The following is a 20,862-nucleotide window of genomic DNA, read 5'->3' on the forward strand; positions in this document are numbered from 1 at the left end:
CGCGGTCCTCAGCGACCCTTGGGGCAGGACTGCTTCCTCGGGACGTTCAAGGTCTCAAGCCTGATCGACCCGTCGGCCGGAAGGGCGATGGCCCGGGCTTCGGGGGCGGTGCCCCAGCAGTAGGGCACGACGAAATACTGCTGGTTGGACTCGATCAGGAGGCGCAGGCCGGTGTACTGGTAGGGGAACTCCGCATTCGGGTCCTTGAGCGAGGCCTCCTTGATTCCCGGGGCATACAGATTCAGCCGCTGTGACGCGTAGACCACCACGGCCACCAGTCTTTGTTCCGGGTGTTCCCGGATCTCCTTGGCCTCCGCCCTTCCTATTGTCCGTGCGCGGTCGTCCATGTACCAGAGCGTCGGGAGCAGCAAGAGGGCCACGAGGGCGGTGCGCTGGACGATCTGACCCGCGGAGGAAATCACCAGGCCGGAGCTGAGCCTGGTGTACAGGTAAAGGCTGTAGACCAGCAAGATCGCGCCGAGGCTCAGGAAGAAGGGCTTGGCGAAGGGGGGCGGATTCAAAGATCTGGGCCAATGATCCGCAATGGCCACCAAGGCCACTACGAGGCTGACGGCTCCGAGCGTGACGAGGACCCAGACGGTCCGCATCAGAGCGGTGCGATGCCAGGCGGTGAACCGGATCAGTATCCCGTGCACCAAGGGCGCCGCCAGGAGCACCATGAGGGCCACCGCCAGTGGCTCGTCAGCCACCGGGATGCTACGAATCACGTACTCCTGGAAGGTGAAGCTCAGCATGCTGGTGTTGACCCCGAGCTCCGTGTACATGGTGTTGAGGCGGATATTCCCGATATACATCAGGAGCGACCCGATGAAGGTGGTCGGCCCGACGATCTGGGCGATTATGCGACCCACCCTGGTGATGTCCTGGCCGAGCCTGTCGTCGTCGCCCACATCCGCCACTGGACCCTCCCCTCGATCCTCGCCGACCTCCTCTTACCGCGCCGGGATCCGCCCCACTCCGGAGCAACCCGCGGATGACCGTGAACTGGCGAACAATTGCCGCGGAACCGCAGGTCAGGCGTTCGCCGGGGCCTGCTCCTTGGCGGGCTCGGGCAGGTCCAGGCTGTCACGCAGCCTGGCCGGCTTGAGGAACGCCGCGGCCACGAGGCCGACGACGGCGATGGCGGCCGAGATGAGGAAGATGTGGCCGGTGGCGTCGCCGTACGCGGACCTGACGATCACCTTGATCGGCTCGGGCAGCGCGGCGAGGTTGAGGCTGCCGCCCGCCGCCTGACCGCCCGCCGGGATGCCGGCCTTGGCCAGGCCCTCGGCGATGTTGGACGCCACCCGGTTGGCCAGGACGGCGCCGAGCACCGACACGCCGACGGTGCCGCCGAGCGAGCGGAAGAAGGTGATCGCGCCGCTGGCCGCGCCGATCTCGCGCAGGTGGACGGTGTTCTGGATGACGAGGACGAGGTTCTGCATCGACATGCCCACGCCGACGCCCACGGCCAGCATGTACGCCGAGATCAGCACCATGGAGGTCTGGTGGTCGATCGTGGCCAGCCCGGCGAAGCCCAGCGTCAGGACGACCAGGCCGGCCAGGATGTACGGCTTGGTCTGGCCGCTCCTGGAGACCATCCGGCCGCTGATCGTCGAGGAGAGCAGCACGCCGGCCATCATCGGGATGGTCAGCAGGCCCGCGGCGGTCGGGCCGTACCCGCGCCCGATCTGGAAGTACTGGCCCAGGAAGACCGAGCCGCCGAACATCGCCATGCCGACCGCGAGGCTGGCCAGGATGGCCAGAGCGGGGGTGCGCCTGCTGATGACGTGCAGCGGCACGACCGGCTCGGTGACCCGGGACTCGACCCAGGTGGCCAGGGCGAGCAGGAGGACGCCGCCGCCCGCCATGGCCGCGGTCTGCCAGGACAGCCAGTCGAACTCGTTGCCGACGAAGGTGACCCAGATGAGCAGGGCGCTGACGCCGGCGGCGATGAGGGTGGCGCCCCAGTAGTCGATGCTCACGTCCGAGCGCCGTACGGTCTGCACGCGCAGGGTCTTGGTCAGCAGCGCGAAGGCGACGACGGTGAACGGCACGGCGATGAAGAAGCACCAGCGCCAGCCCAGCCAGGAGGTGTCGGCGATGAGGCCGCCGAGCAGCGGGCCGCCGACGGTGGCCACGGCCATGACCGCGCCGAGGTAGCCGTTGTAGCGGCCGCGCTCCTTGGGAGTGATCATCGCGGCGATGATCACCTGGGTGAGGATCTGCAGGGCGCCCATGCCCAGGCCCTGGATCGCGCGGAAGGTGATGAGCTGCCCGGTGTTCTGGGCGAAGCCGCAGGCCAGCGAGCTGACCATGAAGATCACGATGGAGATCTGCAGGAGCAGCTTCTTGTTGAACAGGTCGGCCAGCTTGCCCCAGATGGGGGTCGAGGCGGTCGAGGCCAGCAGGGAGGCCGTGACCACCCACGTGTACTGCGACTGGCTGCCGTCGAGCGCGCCGATGATCTGGGGGAGCGCGACCGAGACGACCGTGCCGCTGATCATCGCGACGAACAGGACGAGCAACAGGCCGCTGAGGGCCTCCAGAACCTGGCGGTGGGCCATCGGCTCCGCCGCCGGCGACGGCGCTGCCGTCTGTGCGCTCATGCGCGAACCTCCAAATGTGTACGTGGGACCGGGACACCATACATGCTCAATGGGAAACTTTGCGCACTGGGCATCTATTCCCGCCGGGTAAGCTTGCCTGCGTCATGGACAGCACAATGGGCTTGCGCGAGCGCAAGAAGGCCGAGACCCGCAGGGCGGTGCACGAGGCCACGCTGCGGCTGGCGATCGAGCATGGCCTGGACAACGTCACGGTCGAGGCCATCGCCGACGCCGCCAACATCTCGCGGCGTACGTTCTCCAACTACTTCGACGGCAAGGAGGAGGCGCTGCTCTACGGCGACGAGCAGCGCCTCCTCGAGCTGGTGCGGCGGGTGCGCGAGCAGCCGCCCGAGCTGTCGGCCTGGCAGGCGCTGCGCAGCGCGCTCGACATCTTCGAGGTCGAGACCGTCGCCTCCGACCGGGAGTGGCAGGTGCGTACGAGGCTCGTCATGCGCCACCCCTCGCTGCTGGCCAGGCAGCTGACCAGCCGGATGCGGCTGGAGCGGGAGCTGGGCGAGGCGGTGGCCGGGCGTGAGCAGGCCGGGGGCGTCGGACCCGCGGTGATCGCCGCCGCCTTCCTGGTCGCGATGCGCATCGCCACGCAGAAGTGGCTCGACGACGAGACCCGGACGATGCGGGAGATCACCGAAGAGGTGCTGGACCAGATGGCCCAGCCGTTCGCCTGACCCCGGGCCGGGTAAGGGCCGGTGGCGACCCTCGTGTAGCCAGCTAACTCACTAGTACGTACATTAGGAGGCGTCCACGCACCTGTCCCATCCGCCGGAGAGGAAGAACTGATGGCCTCGTTCCTGACCGGGCTGGTCGGCTCGGGCATCGGCCCCTCGCTCAGCCCGCCGCTGCACGAGCGGGAGGCCGTCCACCACGGGCTGCACTACGTCTACCGCCTGCTCGACACGGACGTGCTCGGGCTCGACGTGGGGGAGCTGGTACGCACCGCCCGCCGCCTCGGCTACGACGGGCTCAACATCACCCACCCGTGCAAGCAGAGCGTCATCCCGCACCTGGACGACCTGTCGCCGGACGCCCGCATGCTCGGCGCCGTCAACACCGTCGTGTTCGACGGCGAGCGCGCCATCGGGCACAACACCGACTGGACGGGGTTCGCCGAGTCGTTCGCCCGCGGCCTGCCCGACGCGCCCACCCGCCGGGTCGTGCAGCTCGGCGCGGGCGGCGCGGGGGCGGCGGTCGGGCACGCGCTGCTCACCCTGGGCGCCGACCGGGTCACCCTCGTCGACGCCGATCACGGCCGGGCGGTGCGGCTGGCGGCGGAGCTGAGCTCCCGCTTCGGCGCCGGCCGGGCCCGCGCTGCCACCCGCGACGAGCTGCCCGGACTGCTCGCCGAAGCCGACGGGCTGGCGCACGCCACGCCGACCGGCATGGCCCACCACCCGGGGCTGCCGCTGCCCGCGGCGCTGCTGCGCCCCGGCCTGTGGGTGGCCGACATCGTGTACCGGCCGCTGGAGACGGAGCTGCTCAAGCAGGCCCGGGCGGCGGGCTGCCGGACGCTGGACGGCGGCGGCATGGTCGTCTTCCAGGCCGCGCACGCCTTCCGCCTGTTCACCGGCAGCGAGCCCGACACCGAGCGCATGCTCGCCCACCTGACCGACCTGGTGACCGTCTGAGGAGAAGTCATGCGCAAGTCCATCGCCACCGTGTCGGTGAGCGGCACGCTGACCGAGAAGCTGGACGCCATCGCCGCCGCCGGGTTCGACGGCGTGGAGATCTTCGAGAACGACCTGCTGGTCTGCCCGCTGCCGCCCGAGGAGATCCGGGCCCGCGCCGCCGACCTGGGCCTCTCCATCGACCTCTACCAGCCCTTCCGCGACTTCGAGGCCGTGCCCGCCGACCTGCTGGCCCGCAACCTGCGCCGCGCCGAGCACAAGTTCCGGACCATGGAGCGGCTGGGCGCCGACCTGCTGCTGGTCTGCTCCAACGTCTCGCCCGAGGCGATCGGCGACGACGAGCTGGCCGCCTCACAGCTGCGGCTGCTCGCCGAACGGGCCGCCGAGCACGGGATCCGCATCGCGTACGAGGCGCTGGCCTGGGGCCGGCACGTCAACGAGTATCTGCACGCCTGGCGCCTGGTGCGCCTGGCCGACCACCCGAACCTGGGCACCTGCCTGGACAGCTTCCACATCCTCTCGCGCGGCTCCGACCCGATCGGCATCGAGGCGATCCCCGGCGAGAAGATCTTCTTTCTCCAGCTCGCCGACGCGCCGCTGCTGGCCATGGACGTGCTGCAGTGGAGCCGCCACTACCGCTGCTTCCCCGGCCAGGGCAACTTCGACGTGGCGGGGCTGGTCCGGCACGTCCTCGCCGCCGGATACACCGGCCCGCTCTCGCTGGAGGTGTTCAACGACCACTTCCGCCAGGCCGGCACCGCCCGCACGGCCCGCGACGGCATGCGCTCGCTCATCGCCCTGGAGGACACCCTGTACGGGGCCGCCCACCCGGCCGTCCCCACCGGGTTCGCCTTCGCCGAGCTGGCCCACCCAGAGCTCGAGGACGCGGGGGCGCTCGGCGGGGTGCTGGCCGCGCTCGGCTTCCAACGTACCGGGACGCATCCCACCAAACCCGTCGAGCTGTGGGAGCAGGGCGGGGCGCGGCTGCTGCTGAACGCCACCGGCGGGGATCCCGCGCTGGTCGCCATCGGGCTCGACAGCCCCGACCCCGGCGCGGCGGTCAAGCACGCCGAGTCGCTGCTGTCGCCGGTCCTGCCGCGCGAGCGCGCGCCCAGGGAGGCGCGCCTGGACGCCGTCGCCGCCCCCGACGGCACCGAGATCTTCTTCTGCGGCACGGACTGGCTCGACGACTTCCGTCCCTCGGGGCCGGTCGCCGGCGAGATCACCCGCATCGACCACGTGGCCCTCACCCAGCCGGTCCACTATTTCGACGAGGCCGAGCTGTTCTACCGCACCGTGCTCGGCCTGCGGCCCCAGGAGAGCCTGGAACTGCCCGACCCGTACGGGCTGCTGCGCAGCAAGGCGATGTCGGCCGCCGAGGGCGCGGTCCGGATGGTCATCAACCTCGCCCAGGTCGGCACCAGGGACCTGCCGTGGCAGCACGTCGCGCTCGCCTGCGACGACGTCGTGGCCGTGGCCCGCCGCCTGCGGGCCGGGCACCCGGAGCTGCTGCTGCCCATCCCCGCCAACTACTACGACGACCTGGAGGCCCGCTACGACAACGTCGACCCCGAGCTCAGGGAGCTGGGCGTGCTGTACGACCGGGACGCCCACGGCGAGTTCCTGCACCTGTACACCGTCACCGTGGGCCGCGTCTTCTTCGAGCTCGTCCAGCGCGCGGGCGGCTACCAGGGGTACGGCGCAGGGAACGCCCCGATCCGGCTCTCCGTGCAGCACGCCCGACCTCACTAAGATGACCGAATGACCACGCAACCCGTCGCCTCCGAACGCCAGCGGGACGCCGAGCGCACCAAGGCGGAGATCCTCAAGGTCGCCCAGCAGGAGTTCGCCCGGCACGGGTACGCGGGCGCGCGCGTGGACGAGATCGCCGAGCGCATGCGCACGACCAAGCGCATGATCTACTACTACTTCGGCAGCAAGGAGCGCCTCTACATCGCGGTCCTGGAGAAGGCCTACACCGAGGTCCGGGCGATGGAGCGGACGATCGACGTCGAGCACCTGGCCCCGGTGGAGGCGATCCGCACCCTGGCGGAGCTGACCTTCGACCACCACGACCTGCACCGCGACTTCATCAAGCTCGTCGCCATCGAGAACGTCCACCAGGCCGAGCACATCCGCAAGTCGGAGGTGCTGGCCAACCTCGGCACGCCGGTGCTCGACGTCATCTCGCGCATCCTGGACGCGGGGCAGGCCTCGGGCGAGTTCGTGACCGACGCCGACGCGATCGACGTGCACATGATGATCAGCTCGTTCTGCTTCTTCCGGGTGGCCAACCAGCACACGTTCGGGGCGCTGTTCGGGCGCGACATGACGGCGCCGGAGCACCGCGACCGGCTGCGGCGGATGGTGGGCGAGATGGTCGTCGCCTACCTCCGCGGTCAGGCCTGACCCACCGTCGTGCAGGTAACCGTCTGGTAACGCCCTTGTAATGTACGAACCGGTGAGTTAGTTTCCTGCCACTGCGCTACGCCATCCCCCCGTGAGGAGCATAATCGTGACGGTGCAGGGCAAACCTCGCAAAGCGGCTATAGCTGCCTGGATCGGTAGTGCCTTGGAGTACTACGACTTCTTCATCTACGGCACCGCGGCCGCGCTGGTCTTCAGCAAGATCTTCTTTCCGTCCAGCTCCCCCGCCACGGGCACGCTCCTGGCCCTGGCCACCTTCGGCGTCGGCTACCTGGCCAGGCCGGTCGGCGCGTTCGTGCTCGGGCACGTGGGCGACAGGTTCGGCCGCAAGAAGGTCCTGGTCAGCACCCTGGTCATGATGGGCGCCTCGACGTTCCTGGTGGGCTGCCTGCCCACCTACGACCAGGTCGGAGTGCTCGCCCCGGTCCTGCTCGTGGTGCTGCGCCTGCTCCAGGGCTTCTCCGTCTCCGGCGAGCAGGCCGGCGCCAACTCGATGACGCTCGAACACGCCCCCGAGAACCGCCGGGCCTACTACACCAGCTTCACGCTCAACGGCACCCAGGCCGGGCAGATCATCGCCACCGCGATCTTCCTGCCGATCGCCGCGCTGCCCGAGGACCAGCTGCTGACCTGGGGCTGGCGGGTGCCGTTCTGGCTGAGCATCGGGGTGGCCGCGGTCGGGCTGGTCATCCGCCGCACGCTGGAGGAGACGCCCGCCTTCGAGCAGGAGGTCGCCACCGACAACGTGGCCAAGATGCCCCTGGCCGTGCTCTTCCGCGAGCAGTGGCGGGACGTGCTGCGCGTGGTCGTGGCCGCGGTCATCGCCTCGGTGAGCACGATCTTCACCGTCCACGCCCTGTCGTACGCCGTCAACACCATGCACCTGGAACGCGGCCCCATGCTGTGGGTGGGCGTGCTGGCCAACGTCGCCGCCGTGATCACAATCCCGCTGTGGGGGCGGCTGTCGGACCGGATCGGCCGCAAGCCCGTCTTCATCGGCGGCTCGCTGGGGTGCGCGGTGCTGATGTTCGCCTACCTGTGGTCGATCTCCACCGGCGGCTACGCCCTGATCTTCGTCGTGGGCATCCTGATGTTCGGCGTCGTGCACAGCGCTACCAGCGGCGTCTGGCCGTCGTTCTACGGCGAGATGTTCACCACCAGGGTCCGCCTGTCGGGCATGGCGATCGGCACCCAGCTCGGCTTCGCGATCGCCGGCTTCGCGCCGACCCTGGCCACGGCGCTGGCGGGCACCGGCCCGGACAGCTGGCTCGGCGTGTCGGTCATCACCGCCGTCCTGTGCCTGGTCAACGTGGCCGCCGTGGCCACGGCCCGGGAGACCTACCGCGTCCCCACCGAGCAGCTCGGGCTCAAGGGACCGGTGCGGGTGTGACCGGTTTCCGCGTGTACGCCCTGCGCTACGCCGAGCGCGACGCCCGGCGTGGCGAGCACTTCCACGGCTACGACACCCGGGGAGCCGAGCCGCACCCCACCGCCTACTACGTCTGGCTGGCCGTCAACGACGAGCACACGGTCGTCATCGACACCGGCATCGGCCGGGCCCGCGCCGAGCGGGCCGCGGGCCTGCGCTACCTGGCCTCGCCGGTGGAGGCGCTGGCCCGGCTGGACGTGGCGGCGGGCACCGTCGATCACGTGGTGCTGACCCACCTGCACTACGACCACACCGGCACCGCCAGGGAGTTCACCTCCGCCCGCTACGTCCTGCAGCAGGCCGAACTGGACTACTGGACGGGGCCGTGGGCCGAGCGCGTCACGGGCGAGCGCTGGCTGCTGAACGACGACGACCTCGCCCACCTCCAGGCCGCCCGCCGGGACGGCCGCGTGTCCCTGCCCGACGGCGACGCGACCGTGGTGCCCGGCCTGAGCGTGCACCTGGTGGGCGGCCACACGGCGGGCATGCAGGTGGTACGCGTGCGCACCGCCCGCGGGCACGTCGTGCTGGCCTCCGACGCGAGCCACTTCTACGAGAACATCGAGGGCGACCGGCCGTTCCCGATCCTGCACAGCATGACCGGCATGTACGGCGCCTTCGACCGGATCAAGGAGCTGGCCGACGGGCCCCACCTGGTGGTCGCCGGCCACGACCCGGAGGTGCTCAAGCGCTTCCCCCTGCTGGAGCCGGACATCGCGGAGATCACCGGCTGACCCGCCCCCCGCTCGCGGCGCGGCGGCTTACGGCCCCCGGACCCCGCCCGCGAGCACGCCGACAGCGCCTAGCCGCGCTCGCTACGCCGCGTCGCTGAAGGCGGCGCGTGGGGCGGAGCTGTGCCTTTGGAGCGGCGGCCCCGGGTGGCGGCGGCGGGCAGGCGGGGTCACAGGCCGAGGTAGATGCGGCGGACCTGCGGGTCGTCGCGGAGCTCGGCCGAGGCGTGCGCTTCCAGCTCTGGGTGTAGGCCCCGAGCAGGAGGTTCTTCTCGACGCTCAGGCCGGGGAAGTCGTGCCGCCCCTCGGGCACGTAGCCGATGCCGTGCCGCACCAGGGTGTGCATGGGCGCGCGCAGCAGGTCGTGCCCGCCGAAGCGGATCGCCGGCCCGCGGTCCTTCGGTGAGCCACTGGCCGGCGACCAGGCAGCCGGTGTCGTGGATTGCGTTCGTGACTCCTCCGCTCCCTGAAGGGAGCGGCTTCTCGCTAAGCCGCTTGCACAGCCTCACGAAGGGCAAGCCCTGCCCTCAAGATGTTGATCGCGCGTTCACGTCGGCGTGCGCCTCGTGCCAGCACCCCGTACATCGGAAGACGGCCTGGCTGACGCGGTTGTCCTTCGCGCAGTGCCCGCAGCGCGAGCACGTACGGGAGGTGTTGGCCGGGTTCACCGCGATCAGCTGTCGACCGGCGCTTTCAGCCTTGTGCGACAGGATCGTCAAGAACGCCGACCAGCCCGCGTCGAGAATGCTCTTGTTCAGCCCGGATTTAGCCGACTGGCCGTTGGGCAGGTAGCCGCCTTCGCCGTCCGGTTTCGGCGCGGCACGCCGGGTCATGCCCGCCACGTTCAGCGCTTCATGCACGATCACGTCGTAGCCGCGAACCAGCGCGAGCGCGGCCTTGTGCGCCGAGTCGAGGCGTTGCCGCCGCACCTTGGCGTGCAGGGCCGCCACCCGTGCGACGGCCTTCCTGCGCCGCGTGGATCCTCGTTTCTTACCGGCGAGGTCCCGCTGGGCTGCTGCCAGACGGCTCGCGGAGGTGGCGAGGTGGCGCTGGTTGTCGAGGTGGTCGCCGTCGCTGGTCGTGGCCAGCCAGGCGACACCCATGTCAATACCCGCGACCGCGCCCGTGGCGGGAAGGGGGTGTGCGGGCACCTCATCGCACGACAGCACGACGAACCAGCGGGCGCCTTCCCGCTTGACGCTGATCGTCTTGACGGTGCCGAGCACCCGGCGGTGCTGGTGGACCCGCACATGCCCGATGCCCTGCAGACGGACGTAGGTCGCTGTCGGGTGCTCGGGTTGGGAGTGCCACCGGCAGCCGTCGCCGTCCTTGGGCCACTCGACGGTGTCGAACGAGCCCCGGCCCTTGAAACGCGGGAATCCTGGCGTGCGGCCTGCTTTGACGCGGTCGAAGAACGCCCGGTACGCCTTGTCCAGCCTGCGCAGGGTGGCCTGCTGGGAGGAGAACGACCACCGGCCCTGACCGCCGGGGTCGTCGGCGCGGATGTGCTTCAGATCGGCCGACTGCTCGCCGTAACGCACCGCCACCCCGGCTTTACGGTAGGCCGTACGGCGGTGTTCGAGAGCCGCGTTGTACAGCGTGCGGTGCTCTTCCAGGCAGGCGGCCAGTGCGGCGGCCTGCTTTGCGGTGGAGCACAGGAAAAACTTGAACACGCTTGGTAACGAGACCACCACGATATCGGCCGGCACCGACAAACCCGGAAGGACAAGCACTTCGTCCGGCACCTGCTCGGCGGCGTGAAGTCCGTCATGGGCATGGCGCCCTTCTGCCGCTGAGCGGGTGCCGGCGGGTCACCAGGTGACGGGGAGCTCGTAGACGCCGTAGACCTGGCCGTCGTGCTTGAAGGGGATCTGCTCCAGCTCCGCCGCCAGGCGCAGGGTCGGGACGCGCCGGTACAGCGTGCTGTAGGCGACCTGCAGCTCCATCCGCGCCAGCGGCTGGCCCAGGCACTGGTGGACGCCGAAGCCGAAGGCCACGTGACGGCGGGCGTCGCGGCGGATGTCCAGCTCGTCGGGGTCGGGGAAGATCGAGGGGTCGCGGTTGGCGATGTCGTTGGCCATGATCATGCCCTCGCCCGCGCGGATGACCTGGCCGCCGATCTCGATGTCCGCCAGCGCGACCCGGCGGCGGCCGCTGTGGGTGATGTTGAGGTAGCGCAGCAGCTCCTCCACCGCGCTGGCGACCAGCCGCGGGTCGTCGTTGTGGCGCAGCAGGGCTAGCTGGCCTGGGTGCCGTAGGAGGGCGAGCGTGCCGAGGGCGATCATGTTGGCGGTGGTCTCGTGCCCGGCGATCAGCAGCAGCACGCCCATCTGGGCGGCCTCACGCCGGGTCAGCTCGCCGGCCCTGACCCGCTCGGCCAGCTTCGACAGCAGATCGTCCGCCGGGTCGGCGAGCTTCTCGCCCATCAGGGAGTCCAGGTACTCGAACAGCCTCGCACTGGCGGCGGCCCGCTCCTCGGGCGTCGCGCTGCGCCTGATAACCGTCTTGCTGTTCTCCTGGAAGAAGTCGTGGTCGGCGTACGGCACGCCGAGCAGCGCGCAGATCACCAGCGAGGGCACCGGCAGGGCGAACGCCTCCACCAGGTCCACCGGGTTCGGGCCGGCCAGCAGCTCGTCGATCAGGTCGTCGACGATCTTCTGCACGGCCGGGCGCAGGGACTCCGTCCGCCTGACGGTGAACTGGGCCTGCACCATCCGCCGCAGCCGGGCGTGCTCGGGGTCGTCCATCATGATGAAGCTGATCGTGCCGCCGGCGCCGATGCGGGGCGCCTGGATCGGGTAGCCGGGGCGGGTGACGTCGGCGCTGACCCTGGGGTCGGCCAGCAGCGCCCGCTGCTCGGCGTACCTGGTCACCAGCCACGGGGTGCTGCCGTCCCACAGCCTGACCTTGGCCAGCGGCCCCTCCTCCTGCAGGGTGCGCAGGGGCGGCGGCGGGTCGAACGGGCAGCCCGCCGCTCTGGCCATGGGAAACTCGTGGATCTCGGTCATCGCCGGCTTCCTTTGCGTGAGGTGGTCCGGCCGCCGGGCCCCATGATGGGTGCTGTGACAGGTGCTGTCCACAGTCCGACGGTCGCGTCGATCAGCCCGGTCGCCGCGTCGTGCCAGCTGGCACGGGGCGTGGGCGTGTCCTCGGCCAGCGCGCGTTCGCGCTCGGCGCACACGTGCGCCATGAGGTGGCTCGTCATGTCCCTGCGCTCGGCCCGCACCTCGGGCGGCAGCTCGGGCAGGCACCGTCTCAGCTCGCCGAGGATCTCGACGAGCGCGGGGGAGGTCAGCGCGGTGTCGATCATGATGTCGCGCAGGACGGGGTCGGTCATCACCTGCGCGCCGAACCGGGCGAACCACGTGGGGTTGCCCATCTCGTCCAGATGCTCGGTGACCGGGCGCACCAGGCACGCCACCCAGTCGCGTACCTCGCCGGACCCGGCGGTCTCGGCCAGCATGCGGCGGCGGATGCGCTCGATCCGCTCGGTGTGCTTGCGCACGATGGCGCGTACGAGGTCGGTTTTCGTGCCGAAGTGGTAGCCGACGGCGGCGTTGTTGCCCTGCCCGGCGGCCTCGCTGACCTGCCGGTTGGACACGGCGAACACCCCGTGCTCGGCGAACAGCCGCTCGGCCGCCGTCAGGATCTGCTCGCGGGTCGCGCCGGCCCGCTCAGCCCGCACCGTCATAGCCGCCCCGGCCCGGAGATTCGGCTCTCACCGCATCCTTGACTCACCATGACCTCCCCGAGTCGGCCCCCTCCTGTCAGCCAATCAGGTGCGGGTAGGTAAGTCAAGCGACTGATTTAATACTCTGGCCGAAAGTGTCGGCGGCGCTGGTTAATGTCCCCGCTGTGGATCACTGGGGAGAGATCGAGAAGCTGATCGTGGCCCGCCGGGCCGACCGGCTCGCCGAGCGGGTCAAGGCGCTGGACGAGCAGGGGCGCAAGGAGGTCGCCGCCCGATTACCGGAGCTGCTGAAGGAGCTGCGCGGCCGGTTCGACCGGTGGGACGACGGCCTGGTCGACTACGGCAGCGCCTTGCGGGTGGCGGGCGCGGGCACCTTCGGCGGGGCGGCGGCCGTGGCGTCCTGGCTCTACCGGCGCGACTTCGCGCCGCAGTGGGACGGCCCCGACACCGACGTCGCCCTCGTCCTCGCGGTGCTCGCCGACCGGCCCGCCGCCTGGCGCGCCGATCTGGCCGAGCGGCTGGTGCTGCGCATGCGCGTACCCGACGACCGCGGCATGGAGCTCGCCCTGGCCCTGCTCCGCGAGACCGGCATCGAGCCGCCGCCGCACGAACCGCTGGTGGCCGGCTGGGTGAGCCGTGAGCCGCCGCGGTCCCTGTCCGACGACCCGCTGCTCGACCACCTGCTGCCGCGCCTGTTCGAGGCGCAGGGCGTGGGCCGGGCGCTCCAGTGGGAGAAGCAGCCGCAGCGGGGCTGGCTGGGGGCGCTGCTGCGGGCGGCCGAGTCGGGCCGGGCGAAGCGCGAGTCGCTGATCGACGGCTGCGTGCGCCGCTTCCTGCTCGGCGGCACGGCCATCGACCTGCGGTTCTTCGTACGCCTGCACGAGGCGCTGGATCCCTCGCCCGCCGAGGCGGCCGCCCGCGCCCGCGACTACCTGCGCCTGCTGCCTGCCTCCCCGGGCCCGGTCGCCGAGCTGGCCGTGAAGCGCTTGCGCGCCTGCGGCGAGCTCGGCGCCGACGACCTGGCCGAGGCGTGGGAGTCGCTGCTGTTCCGCCCCGAGCGCAAGCTGGTGCGGGCCGGGATGTCGTGGCTCGACCGTTCCGTGCGGCGTGCGCCCGAGCTCGCCGGCCTGATCGCCGCGCCGCTGGCCAGCGCGTTCGCCGCCGACTCGGCCGAGCTGCAGGAGAAGGCCGTCGAGCTGGCCGTCGCCCACGCCGCCCGCATGACCGAGGAGGGGCGCGCCACCCTACGCGAGGCGATCGAGCTGCTCCCGCCCCACCTCGGCCGGCGGGCCGCCACCGCCTTCGCGGGCGGCAGCGTCGCCGAGGCCGAGCCCGCGTTCGTGCCCCCGCCGCTGCCCGCGGCGCCCGAACGCGCCGTCGCCTTCGCACCGCCGATCGAGTCCGTCGAGGAGCTGGTGAGGGACGGGACCCGCTCCTGGCAGGCCTGGGAACGGCGGCTGGCCGGGTTCGTCGCGCTCGCCGCCCGCGACCGGGCGGGTGTGGTGGCGGAGCTGCGCCCCCGGCTGATCGGCGGGCCGCACTGGACGTACCACCTGGAGAGCTGGGATCAGGTCGACCAGTGGTTCGAGGGCGCCACGCGTTCCCTGACCGGAACCGCGGCCGCCCAGCGCGCCTGGCTGCGCTACATGCCGAAGTCCCGGTTGGCCGCCCCGCTCCGGCTGCTGCTGCATCGCGCGGCCGAGATCCTGCGGGCCGTCGAGGAGGACACCCTCCCGCCGCTGCTGCTGGCCACGCCCACGCACAGCACCGGGCACGTGGCGGCGGCCGAGCTCGTCCGGCGGCTGGAGGTGATCGAGGCGGCCGGGGCCAAGCCGCTGGCCGCCGACCTCCAGCAGGCGCTGCTGCGCCTGCCGCGCACCCCGGATCCCGAGGCCATGCGGCGGGCCGCGCGCCTGACGTCCGGCGCGGGCCGCATCGTCGCCGCGTGGACCTGCCCGGAGGTCGCGATCGAGCTCGAGTGGAGGTGCAGCCACGGAGGCGAAGACCACGACTGGCACGATCGGAGCCACCACCACGACGTACGCCTGGTGCCCTCGGCCACCGCCGCCCCCACCGGGCTGCCGCTGGTCGACCTGATGCTCAGCGTCCCGGAGCACTCCGGCGACGCCGAGCACCGGGCGTGGTGGCCCTCGATGCTGCCCTCCCACCGCGAGGTCGCCGCCGCGTACCTCACGTCCCACGTGCTCAGGCGCTACTGGGTGGAGGACACCGTCGGGCCGGAGCAGGCCCGCGAGCTCGCCCGCGCCGAGGGGCCGGTCGGGACGGCGTTCGCGGTCGTCCTCGCCCGGGTCCTGGGCGACCCGCGGCTGCCCGAGTCGGTCGACGTCCTGCTGGAGACCGCCGCGCGGGACGAGCTGCCCGCGGCGGAGGTCGGCCGCCAGACCGGGCTCCTCGTGGCCGGCGGCGAGGTCCGGATGATCGACATGATCGCCGGGCTGGAGGCCGCGGCCCGGCGCGGCGCCCACGCGCACGTGTGGCGGATCGCCGCCACCGCCCTGCCCACCCTGCTGCCCGCGCCGGGCGAGCGCCCCCGCAACGGCCTGGCCGCCTTCGTCGCCCTCGCCGCCGCGGCGGCCGAGTGGTCCGGGGCGCGCGGCGAGATCCCCGAGGTACGCGCCATGGCGGCCCGCAGGGGCGGCAGCGGCCTGCTGCGCGAGATCCGCCGGCTGCACGACCTGCTCACCGGCGACGACGGCCAGGAAGGATGACCATGGCCAGACGATCCCGAAAGACCGGACACTGGCGCACCCGGCACGACGAGGGCCACGCCCTGCGGTTGGAGCTCGGCGACCTCGCCCGCGCCGCCGCCGAGCCGGGCTGGGCGCGGCTGGAGGTCCGCCGCGCCCAGGTCGGCCCGTACGCGCGGACCACGCTCACCCGCGACGGCCGCGAGATCGCCGCCGAGGGGCTGGACGAGCCGTTCCAGCGCCTGCGCGAGCTCTCCTACAAGGCCGATTCCGGCACCTGGTTCACCTGCGAGCTGACGTTGTCGTCCGGCAGCCGGGGCTACACCTGCCGCGTCGACTCCTCCGTGGCGCCGTTCGAGGACGTGCCCGCGCCGGCGGCGCTGGCGGAGCTGACCACGTTCCCCCGCACGGAGCCGCCCGGCTGGCTGCTGGCCGCGCTTCCGACCGCCGCGCCGATCGGCATGCCCACGACGTACGGCGCACACCACGACTGGTGGGGCGACGACCGCTCCGACCGCCGTCCGCCGCCGCCGATCCACGGGGACGTCGCCTACGTCCCGGCCGCGGGCATGACCTGCCGCGACTTCGGCCACAGCGACGAGCACCGCCAGCGCGCGGTCTTCCTGGCGGAGTCGGCCGGCGACGACGAGTCCGAGCACCTCTACGTGATGAGCTACGAGGAGGTCTACATGGTGGCCCGGCACGGCTTCCGCGGCACCGACGCGGGCATGCGCTCCATCACCCTGGACGGGGCGGCGCTCCGGTTCGAGCTGACCCCCGAGGCCGCCGACGCCCTGGGCACCGAGACCACCTTCGAGGCCCGCCTCGAACTGCCGCCGGAGACGATCGCCGAACTGCGCACCGCCCTGCGCGCCGTCCTCGGCCCCGTCGCGCAGGCGCCGGAGCTCATCGGCTTCTGAGGGAGGGAAACCCCTCGAAGGGCCGGGCGCCGCACGCCCGCCGCGCCGGTCAGGATCGCCTCCGCGCCGGCCAGCCCGGCGACGATGTTGACCCGCCGGCCCGAGGGCGCCGCCGCCGGGCGGTCGCAGTAGTGGTCCTGGGGGAAGTACGGGAAGTGCCGCGCAATCCAGAGCAGCCGTCTGCCGTTGCGCGTCGCGTCGAACGCCTGGACGTGCCGGACGAGCTCGGTGTGTCCGTCGGGGTAGCGGCAGCGGAAGCATCCCTCGTGCTCGTCCCACAGCTCCCGGGCGATCGCGTTTCTGATGGTGCGGGCACGGGAGCGCAGGTCGCCGACCGGCAGCCGCGCGCCGGACACCTCGGACAGCTCGGCCAGCCGGTCGAGGCACCAGGCGCGTTCGGCGTTGGGGCTGGCGACCACGTGCTCCCAGCCGCTGCTGCGCATCTCCAGCAGGTTGTACTGGTCGCCGTAGTCGCGTAGTGCCCCCGCCGGGGCGGATCGGGCGTCCAGCCCCTCGACGAGGGCGTGGAGCTGGGTGACCAGGGCGGGGGAGATGCCGTGGTGAGCGGCGACGGCGGTAGCGAGGGTGACCAGCGACCGGCCGCTGTAGGCGTACGGGACGCCGAGGCCCGTGCCGTCGGGGGCGATCGCGTAGTTGCCGGTCACCCTCTCCGGTGGGGAACGGGATTGAGCGGGGTGCCCGGGACCACCATCGCGGTGATCGCGTCCGCCCGCAATTGTTCCTCCGGGGGCAGTTTTCCCGCGCCCGCATCCCGCGCAGCATCGGTTGAGCACATCCCGCGACAGGATGACGATCGCAAGGGAGCGCTCAATGGCACCACCGCAAGAAGATCAGCGCCGGCGGCCGACACCCAGCTCGTGCTCGTCGGGGTGCACGCCTTCACCCCGAACGTGATCCCGGCCTCGGTGGCTCAGCTTGTGGTGCCGTACGCGCGGGCGCCCGATGGAACGGCGCGGATGGCGGCCGGATGCGAAGGAGATCCGATTTGGGCAACCTGTTCCGGACCTTACGCAGCAGCCTGGATGCCAATGCCCGGCGTGCGGTCGAGGTGTACACCCGCGAGCTCGCGGATTACCGCAGCCTGGCCGCTGAGGCCCGGGGGTCCGCCGCGATGCTGGACTTCGCGGTGATTCTGCGGCACCGCACCATCGAGCTGGCCGCGGAGGACCAGCCGTACACCGGGCAGGACGAGGCGTACATGGCCTCGGTCGGCGCGGCGCGGGGCGAGGTGGGCGTCTCGCTGGCATCCCAGCGGCAGGTTCTGCTGCTGCACGCCAATCTCACGCTGCGCGAGATCCACGAGGCGGCGGGCCCCAACGACCTCGGCGACGTCATGCGCATCCTCGGGTGGATCGCCCACCACGGCCTCACCGCGCAGAACGCCTACACGCGCGGATACCTCAAAGGCCAGGAGCGCTTCCTGCCTGCCGTGGCCAGGATCCAGATGCTCGCCCGGATGCTCCTCTCCGACGACCTCGCCGCGCCCCAATTGGCCTGCGAACTCGACCTGCCGATGCAGGACCACTACCTGGTGACGATCGCCCGGATCCCCGGCGGCCGGCACGACAACCTGCGGCGCGACGAGGTCGTCAAGACGCTGCTGACCCGCCACCGCTTCCCGCTGACCTGGCACAGGCCGGATGAGTTCGCGGCGCTGGTGCCGTGCGGCGGCGACGACCCGATCGACGGGCAGGCGGCGGCGCGCTCCCAGGCGCTGTCCCTGATCCGCGACTTCGCCGAGCTGTCCGGGCCCTGTTCGGCCGGCGTGGCCCCGGGCCGGGCGCACGCGCTGGCGGACGCGCTCTCGCTGGCCCGCAAGGTCTGCGAGGCGGCACCCGTGGAGAGCGTCCCCCGCCAGGTGTACAGCGTGGCCGACGTGTTCGCGGAGTTGGGGGCGGCCCAGATGCCGCAGGTCGACCAGTGGCTGCGCGAGCTGACGGGGCGGCTGGCGAGCGGTCCCGACCTGGTGGCTACGCTCGACGCCTACTACCGCAACGACATGAACCGGATGTCCACCGCGATAGCGCTTCGCGTGCACCCCCGCACCCTCGACTACCGGCTCAGACGGGTTCGCGAGCTGGTCGGGATCGAGCCCGGCTCAACCCGCGGCGTACGGGTGCTGAGCACCGCCGTCACCCGCATCCTCGCGGAGGCCTGGGACAGCCGGCCCTGACGTCGGCGCGGGCCCGTTCACGCTGTCAATCGGCCGGGGAACCGCTGCTCGGGACCCGCATCTCGGCGGCGAGCGTCTCCTGGGCGAGACGCAGGGTGGTCTGGTTCGCCCGCCTGGCTCGCTGGAGGGCGGCGGCGTTCCGGTCGATCATCGTGCGCTGGTAGGCGCTTTCGACGGAGAGCCAGACGCCCACCAGGTTGGTCCGTTTCTTGCAGGCGAGGTCGGTCCGGGTGGTCGCGAGCTCCCTCTCGGACGTTCCGTCGCGGAAGGCCGGGTCGGCTATGGGGTCGAAGGGGGTGGCGTAGGAGTGGCCGGCGGCACGCATGCAGGCCGACCACTCCTTGACGGCGGCTTGGACGCGGCGATCGGCGCGGGAGCGCTGGAAGCTGAGCATGGACAGGTGCTGGGGAAGCGAAGGGTCGGCGTCCGCGGGAGCCATGGCGAGGGCCTTGCGCGCCTGCTCCTGGCAGCCGCCCGGCGGGGCCTGGTCACCGGTGCCGGTGATGACGGCGATGGTGGCGGGGTCCAGGTCCGGGGTCTCGGGCGGGTGCCGGGCCGGGTCGCGGGGACCGAGGCCGTAGCCGTAGGAGGCGGCGTCGGCCGCGTCGGTGAGGCCGTAGCGGCGTTCCATCCACGTTCGGGGGCCGACCAGGGGGCGGGGGGAGGAAGTGATGGGAAGGGCCCGGCCGTGGCGCCGCGCGCAGCGGATGAGGAGGACGCGGTAGGCGTTGGTCACCGTGAGGATCTGGGTGGGGGAATGCTGGTAGTCGTCCAGCGGGAGGCGAAGGGCGGCGCCGTCCGGAGCGATGGTGTCGCTCGGGCGGGCCTGGGCGCACGATGCGGTGAGGGCCGTGGCGGCTGCCAGCAGGGCGGCGAGGTGGGGGCGCATGGTGTCTCCCAGCAGGGCGGCGGCCGCGGGCACGTGCCCGCGGCCGCCGGGAACGGGGTCAGTTCCAGTAGTGCGATTCGGAATTGTTCGCGAACGTGGGCGCGGTGTTACCGTAACCGCCCGGTATGAGTTGTCCGCACTGGCCGGACTGGTAGGTGTTGGTGCAGATGTAAGCGTTCAGGAACAGGTGCGCGTTGATGGCGGACTCGTCATTGTTGGCGATGAATCCGTTTGCTGTGCTGGCGGACCAGTCAGGGTGCCCGGTCGTGTCCATGTACGTGAAGTCCGCCATGCGGCCGGTCAGGTTCTGGTTTTCCCAGACGCACAGGTCGTACCAATTGCAGACGCCGTCCTCCATGGTCCCGGAGATGGCCGGCTTCTGGAGTTCGGTGGAAACTTTGGACTTTTCGAAGTAGGACGGCTCCGGCGCCGCTTTCGCCGGGAGGGAGAACAGGGCGAGGGTGCAGAACGTCAGGAGCATTCCGATGACGGCGCGTCGCATCGTGATCCTCTCAGCAGGCGAGGGTGACTTGGGGGGTGGTGCCGTTCATGACCAGTGGGGACCCGGCGTAGCCGGCCTTGGTGAACACGGCGGTGCCGCCGGCGAAGTACGTGTTCGTGGTGCCCTGGCAGGGCGCGCTGGAGTAGTGGATCCCGTAGTTGGCCGGGTTGTAGCGCTTGGTGGTCGTGGTGGTGGACCCGTCCTTGTAGAGGTTGAGGTACAGGTCGATCGAGTCGACGACGGCGGTGCACTGCACCTCGATCTCGGTACGTACGTCGTTGTACAGGGTGTTGACGTACGGGATGCTGAGATAACCGCCGCAGTAAATGGTGTCCGCCGGCGCGTTGACGCCCTTCGGGGTGTCGGCCTTTCTCGTGAGGGTCATCGTGAACGACTGGGTGGCGCCGCCTTTGAGGGGAACGGACGGCCTTTCCGGAGCGGCGTGGGCCGCGTTTCCCATAAGGGCGACTGATAACGCGAGAGCGACGGACAAAACAAGTGCGCGAAGACGTGTGGACATTTCTGTGCCTCCCAGGGAAAAGGGGATTCGAACTGCCTCCCCTATGGTGATCGACTGCCCTGGATGCGTCTTCGTGATATTGCGTAAAACTTCCTGTCAAGCTTTGCCTGGATTTGTAACAGGGGGTGAAGTGCCGTGTCGGAGCTACCGTCCCCGGGGAAGCCGATCACCGCCCGGGAGGCGTCCTCGGGCGGCGGGGTGCGTGGCGGAGGTAGTGGGTTCAGCCGGCGAGAGGATGGGCGGCGCGGGCCTGGGGGGTGGTGAGGGCGGCGAGGAGTCCGGGGAACGCCTGGTCCATCTCGTCCCGGCGCAGGGTGTTCATCCGTGCGGTCCCGACGTAGTACTGCCGGATCAGGCCCGCCTCGCGCAGCACGTTGAAGTGGTGGGTGGCGGTGGACTTGCTGACCGGTATGTCGAAGTCGCCGCACTTGATGTCCTCGCCGGCGGCGTCGAGCTGCAGGACGATGCTCCGGCGTACCGGATCGACGAGGGCCTCCAGCACCTGCTGGAGGCCGAACTGCGACACCTCGGGGTGCGGCGGTGTACGTCCCATGGAGCAATAGTACGACAGACATCGAAGTTTGACGACGATCGTACTT

18 protein-coding genes are annotated in these 20,862 nt (G+C 71.1%); 8 read left to right on the forward strand and 10 right to left on the reverse strand.

The genetic code is table 11. The annotated features are described in order from the left end of the window. Positions 1 to 8: 8 nt before the first annotated feature. On the reverse strand, positions 9 to 911 hold the full coding sequence (locus HD596_RS38875) for a hypothetical protein (protein ID WP_185074449.1): 903 nt from the start codon (positions 909 to 911) through the stop codon (positions 9 to 11). A gap of 123 nt (positions 912 to 1,034) precedes the next feature. Next, positions 1,035 to 2,609, reverse strand: a complete 1,575-nt coding sequence (locus HD596_RS38880; RefSeq protein ID WP_185074450.1) for an MDR family MFS transporter — start codon at positions 2,607 to 2,609, stop codon at positions 1,035 to 1,037. A gap of 104 nt (positions 2,610 to 2,713) precedes the next feature. Here HD596_RS38880 and HD596_RS38885 point away from each other — a divergent pair, with 104 nt between their 5' ends. From HD596_RS38885 to HD596_RS38910, 6 genes are all read left to right on the forward strand, one after another. Then, positions 2,714 to 3,295, forward strand: a complete 582-nt coding sequence (locus tag HD596_RS38885) for a TetR/AcrR family transcriptional regulator (RefSeq protein WP_185074451.1) — start codon at positions 2,714 to 2,716, stop codon at positions 3,293 to 3,295. A gap of 111 nt (positions 3,296 to 3,406) precedes the next feature. Next, complete coding sequence (locus HD596_RS38890) at positions 3,407 to 4,252, forward strand: shikimate dehydrogenase (protein ID WP_185074452.1); 846 nt, start codon at positions 3,407 to 3,409, stop codon at positions 4,250 to 4,252. 9 nt (positions 4,253 to 4,261) lie between these two features. After that, on the forward strand, positions 4,262 to 6,004 hold the full coding sequence (locus tag HD596_RS38895; protein ID WP_185074453.1) for a bifunctional sugar phosphate isomerase/epimerase/4-hydroxyphenylpyruvate dioxygenase family protein: 1,743 nt from the start codon (positions 4,262 to 4,264) through the stop codon (positions 6,002 to 6,004). Positions 6,005 to 6,013: 9 nt separating this feature from the next. Further along, positions 6,014 to 6,661, forward strand: coding sequence for a TetR/AcrR family transcriptional regulator (locus HD596_RS38900; RefSeq protein ID WP_185074454.1), 648 nt, complete (start codon positions 6,014 to 6,016; stop codon positions 6,659 to 6,661). A 112-nt stretch (positions 6,662 to 6,773) separates the two neighbouring features. Further along, positions 6,774 to 8,069 (forward strand): MFS transporter, encoded by a 1,296-nt coding sequence (locus tag HD596_RS38905; RefSeq protein WP_376775970.1) that lies wholly within the window; start codon positions 6,774 to 6,776, stop codon positions 8,067 to 8,069. Next, on the forward strand, positions 8,066 to 8,842 hold the full coding sequence (locus HD596_RS38910) for an N-acyl homoserine lactonase family protein (RefSeq protein WP_185074456.1): 777 nt from the start codon (positions 8,066 to 8,068) through the stop codon (positions 8,840 to 8,842). The genes HD596_RS38905 and HD596_RS38910 overlap by 4 nt, the downstream gene beginning before the upstream one ends. A gap of 524 nt (positions 8,843 to 9,366) precedes the next feature. On the opposite strand, the gene HD596_RS38915 is transcribed toward HD596_RS38910, so the two are convergent. The 3 genes from HD596_RS38915 to HD596_RS38925 form a co-directional block, all read right to left on the reverse strand. After that, a complete protein-coding gene (locus HD596_RS38915; RefSeq protein ID WP_313046049.1) occupies positions 9,367 to 10,512 on the reverse strand; it encodes an RNA-guided endonuclease InsQ/TnpB family protein in 1,146 nt (381 codons plus the stop codon). 138 nt (positions 10,513 to 10,650) lie between these two features. Beyond that, positions 10,651 to 11,847, reverse strand: a complete 1,197-nt coding sequence (locus HD596_RS38920; RefSeq protein ID WP_185074457.1) for a cytochrome P450 — start codon at positions 11,845 to 11,847, stop codon at positions 10,651 to 10,653. Continuing rightward, complete coding sequence (locus HD596_RS38925) at positions 11,844 to 12,530, reverse strand: TetR/AcrR family transcriptional regulator (RefSeq protein ID WP_185074458.1); 687 nt, start codon at positions 12,528 to 12,530, stop codon at positions 11,844 to 11,846. The genes HD596_RS38920 and HD596_RS38925 overlap by 4 nt, the downstream gene beginning before the upstream one ends. A 164-nt stretch (positions 12,531 to 12,694) precedes the next feature. Here HD596_RS38925 and HD596_RS38930 point away from each other — a divergent pair, with 164 nt between their 5' ends. After that, the gene (locus HD596_RS38930) at positions 12,695 to 15,259 is read left to right on the forward strand and encodes a DUF7824 domain-containing protein (protein ID WP_185074459.1); all 2,565 of its coding nucleotides are present in this window, start codon (positions 12,695 to 12,697) and stop codon (positions 15,257 to 15,259) included. A gap of 664 nt (positions 15,260 to 15,923) precedes the next feature. Here HD596_RS38930 and HD596_RS38935 read toward each other — a convergent pair. Next, positions 15,924 to 16,823, reverse strand: a complete 900-nt coding sequence (locus HD596_RS38935; protein ID WP_185074460.1) for a hypothetical protein — start codon at positions 16,821 to 16,823, stop codon at positions 15,924 to 15,926. Between the two features lie 341 nt (positions 16,824 to 17,164). On the opposite strand from HD596_RS38935, the gene HD596_RS38940 reads away from it, so the two are divergent. Then, positions 17,165 to 18,352, forward strand: a complete 1,188-nt coding sequence (locus HD596_RS38940; protein ID WP_185074461.1) for a PucR family transcriptional regulator — start codon at positions 17,165 to 17,167, stop codon at positions 18,350 to 18,352. 25 nt (positions 18,353 to 18,377) lie between these two features. On the opposite strand, the gene HD596_RS38945 is transcribed toward HD596_RS38940, so the two are convergent. The 4 genes from HD596_RS38945 to HD596_RS38960 all read right to left on the reverse strand — a co-directional run bounded on the left by HD596_RS38945 (position 18,378) and on the right by HD596_RS38960 (position 20,816). After that, entirely contained in the window at positions 18,378 to 19,241 is an 864-nt protein-coding gene (locus HD596_RS38945) for a hypothetical protein (protein WP_185074462.1), read from the reverse strand. A 58-nt stretch (positions 19,242 to 19,299) separates the two neighbouring features. Beyond that, positions 19,300 to 19,743: a peptidase inhibitor family I36 protein gene (locus tag HD596_RS38950; RefSeq protein WP_185074463.1), complete on the reverse strand. Its 444-nt coding sequence runs from the start codon at positions 19,741 to 19,743 to the stop codon at positions 19,300 to 19,302. Between the two features lie 10 nt (positions 19,744 to 19,753). After that, positions 19,754 to 20,128, reverse strand: a complete 375-nt coding sequence (locus HD596_RS38955; protein ID WP_185074464.1) for a hypothetical protein — start codon at positions 20,126 to 20,128, stop codon at positions 19,754 to 19,756. Between the two features lie 355 nt (positions 20,129 to 20,483). Beyond that, on the reverse strand, positions 20,484 to 20,816 hold the full coding sequence (locus HD596_RS38960; protein ID WP_185074465.1) for an ArsR/SmtB family transcription factor: 333 nt from the start codon (positions 20,814 to 20,816) through the stop codon (positions 20,484 to 20,486). Between the last annotated feature and the right edge of the window lie 46 nt (positions 20,817 to 20,862).

Origin of the sequence: Nonomuraea jabiensis (assembly GCF_014204795.1) — a bacterium.
In the GTDB taxonomy this organism is placed as follows: Bacteria; Actinomycetota; Actinomycetes; order Streptosporangiales; family Streptosporangiaceae; genus Nonomuraea; species Nonomuraea jabiensis.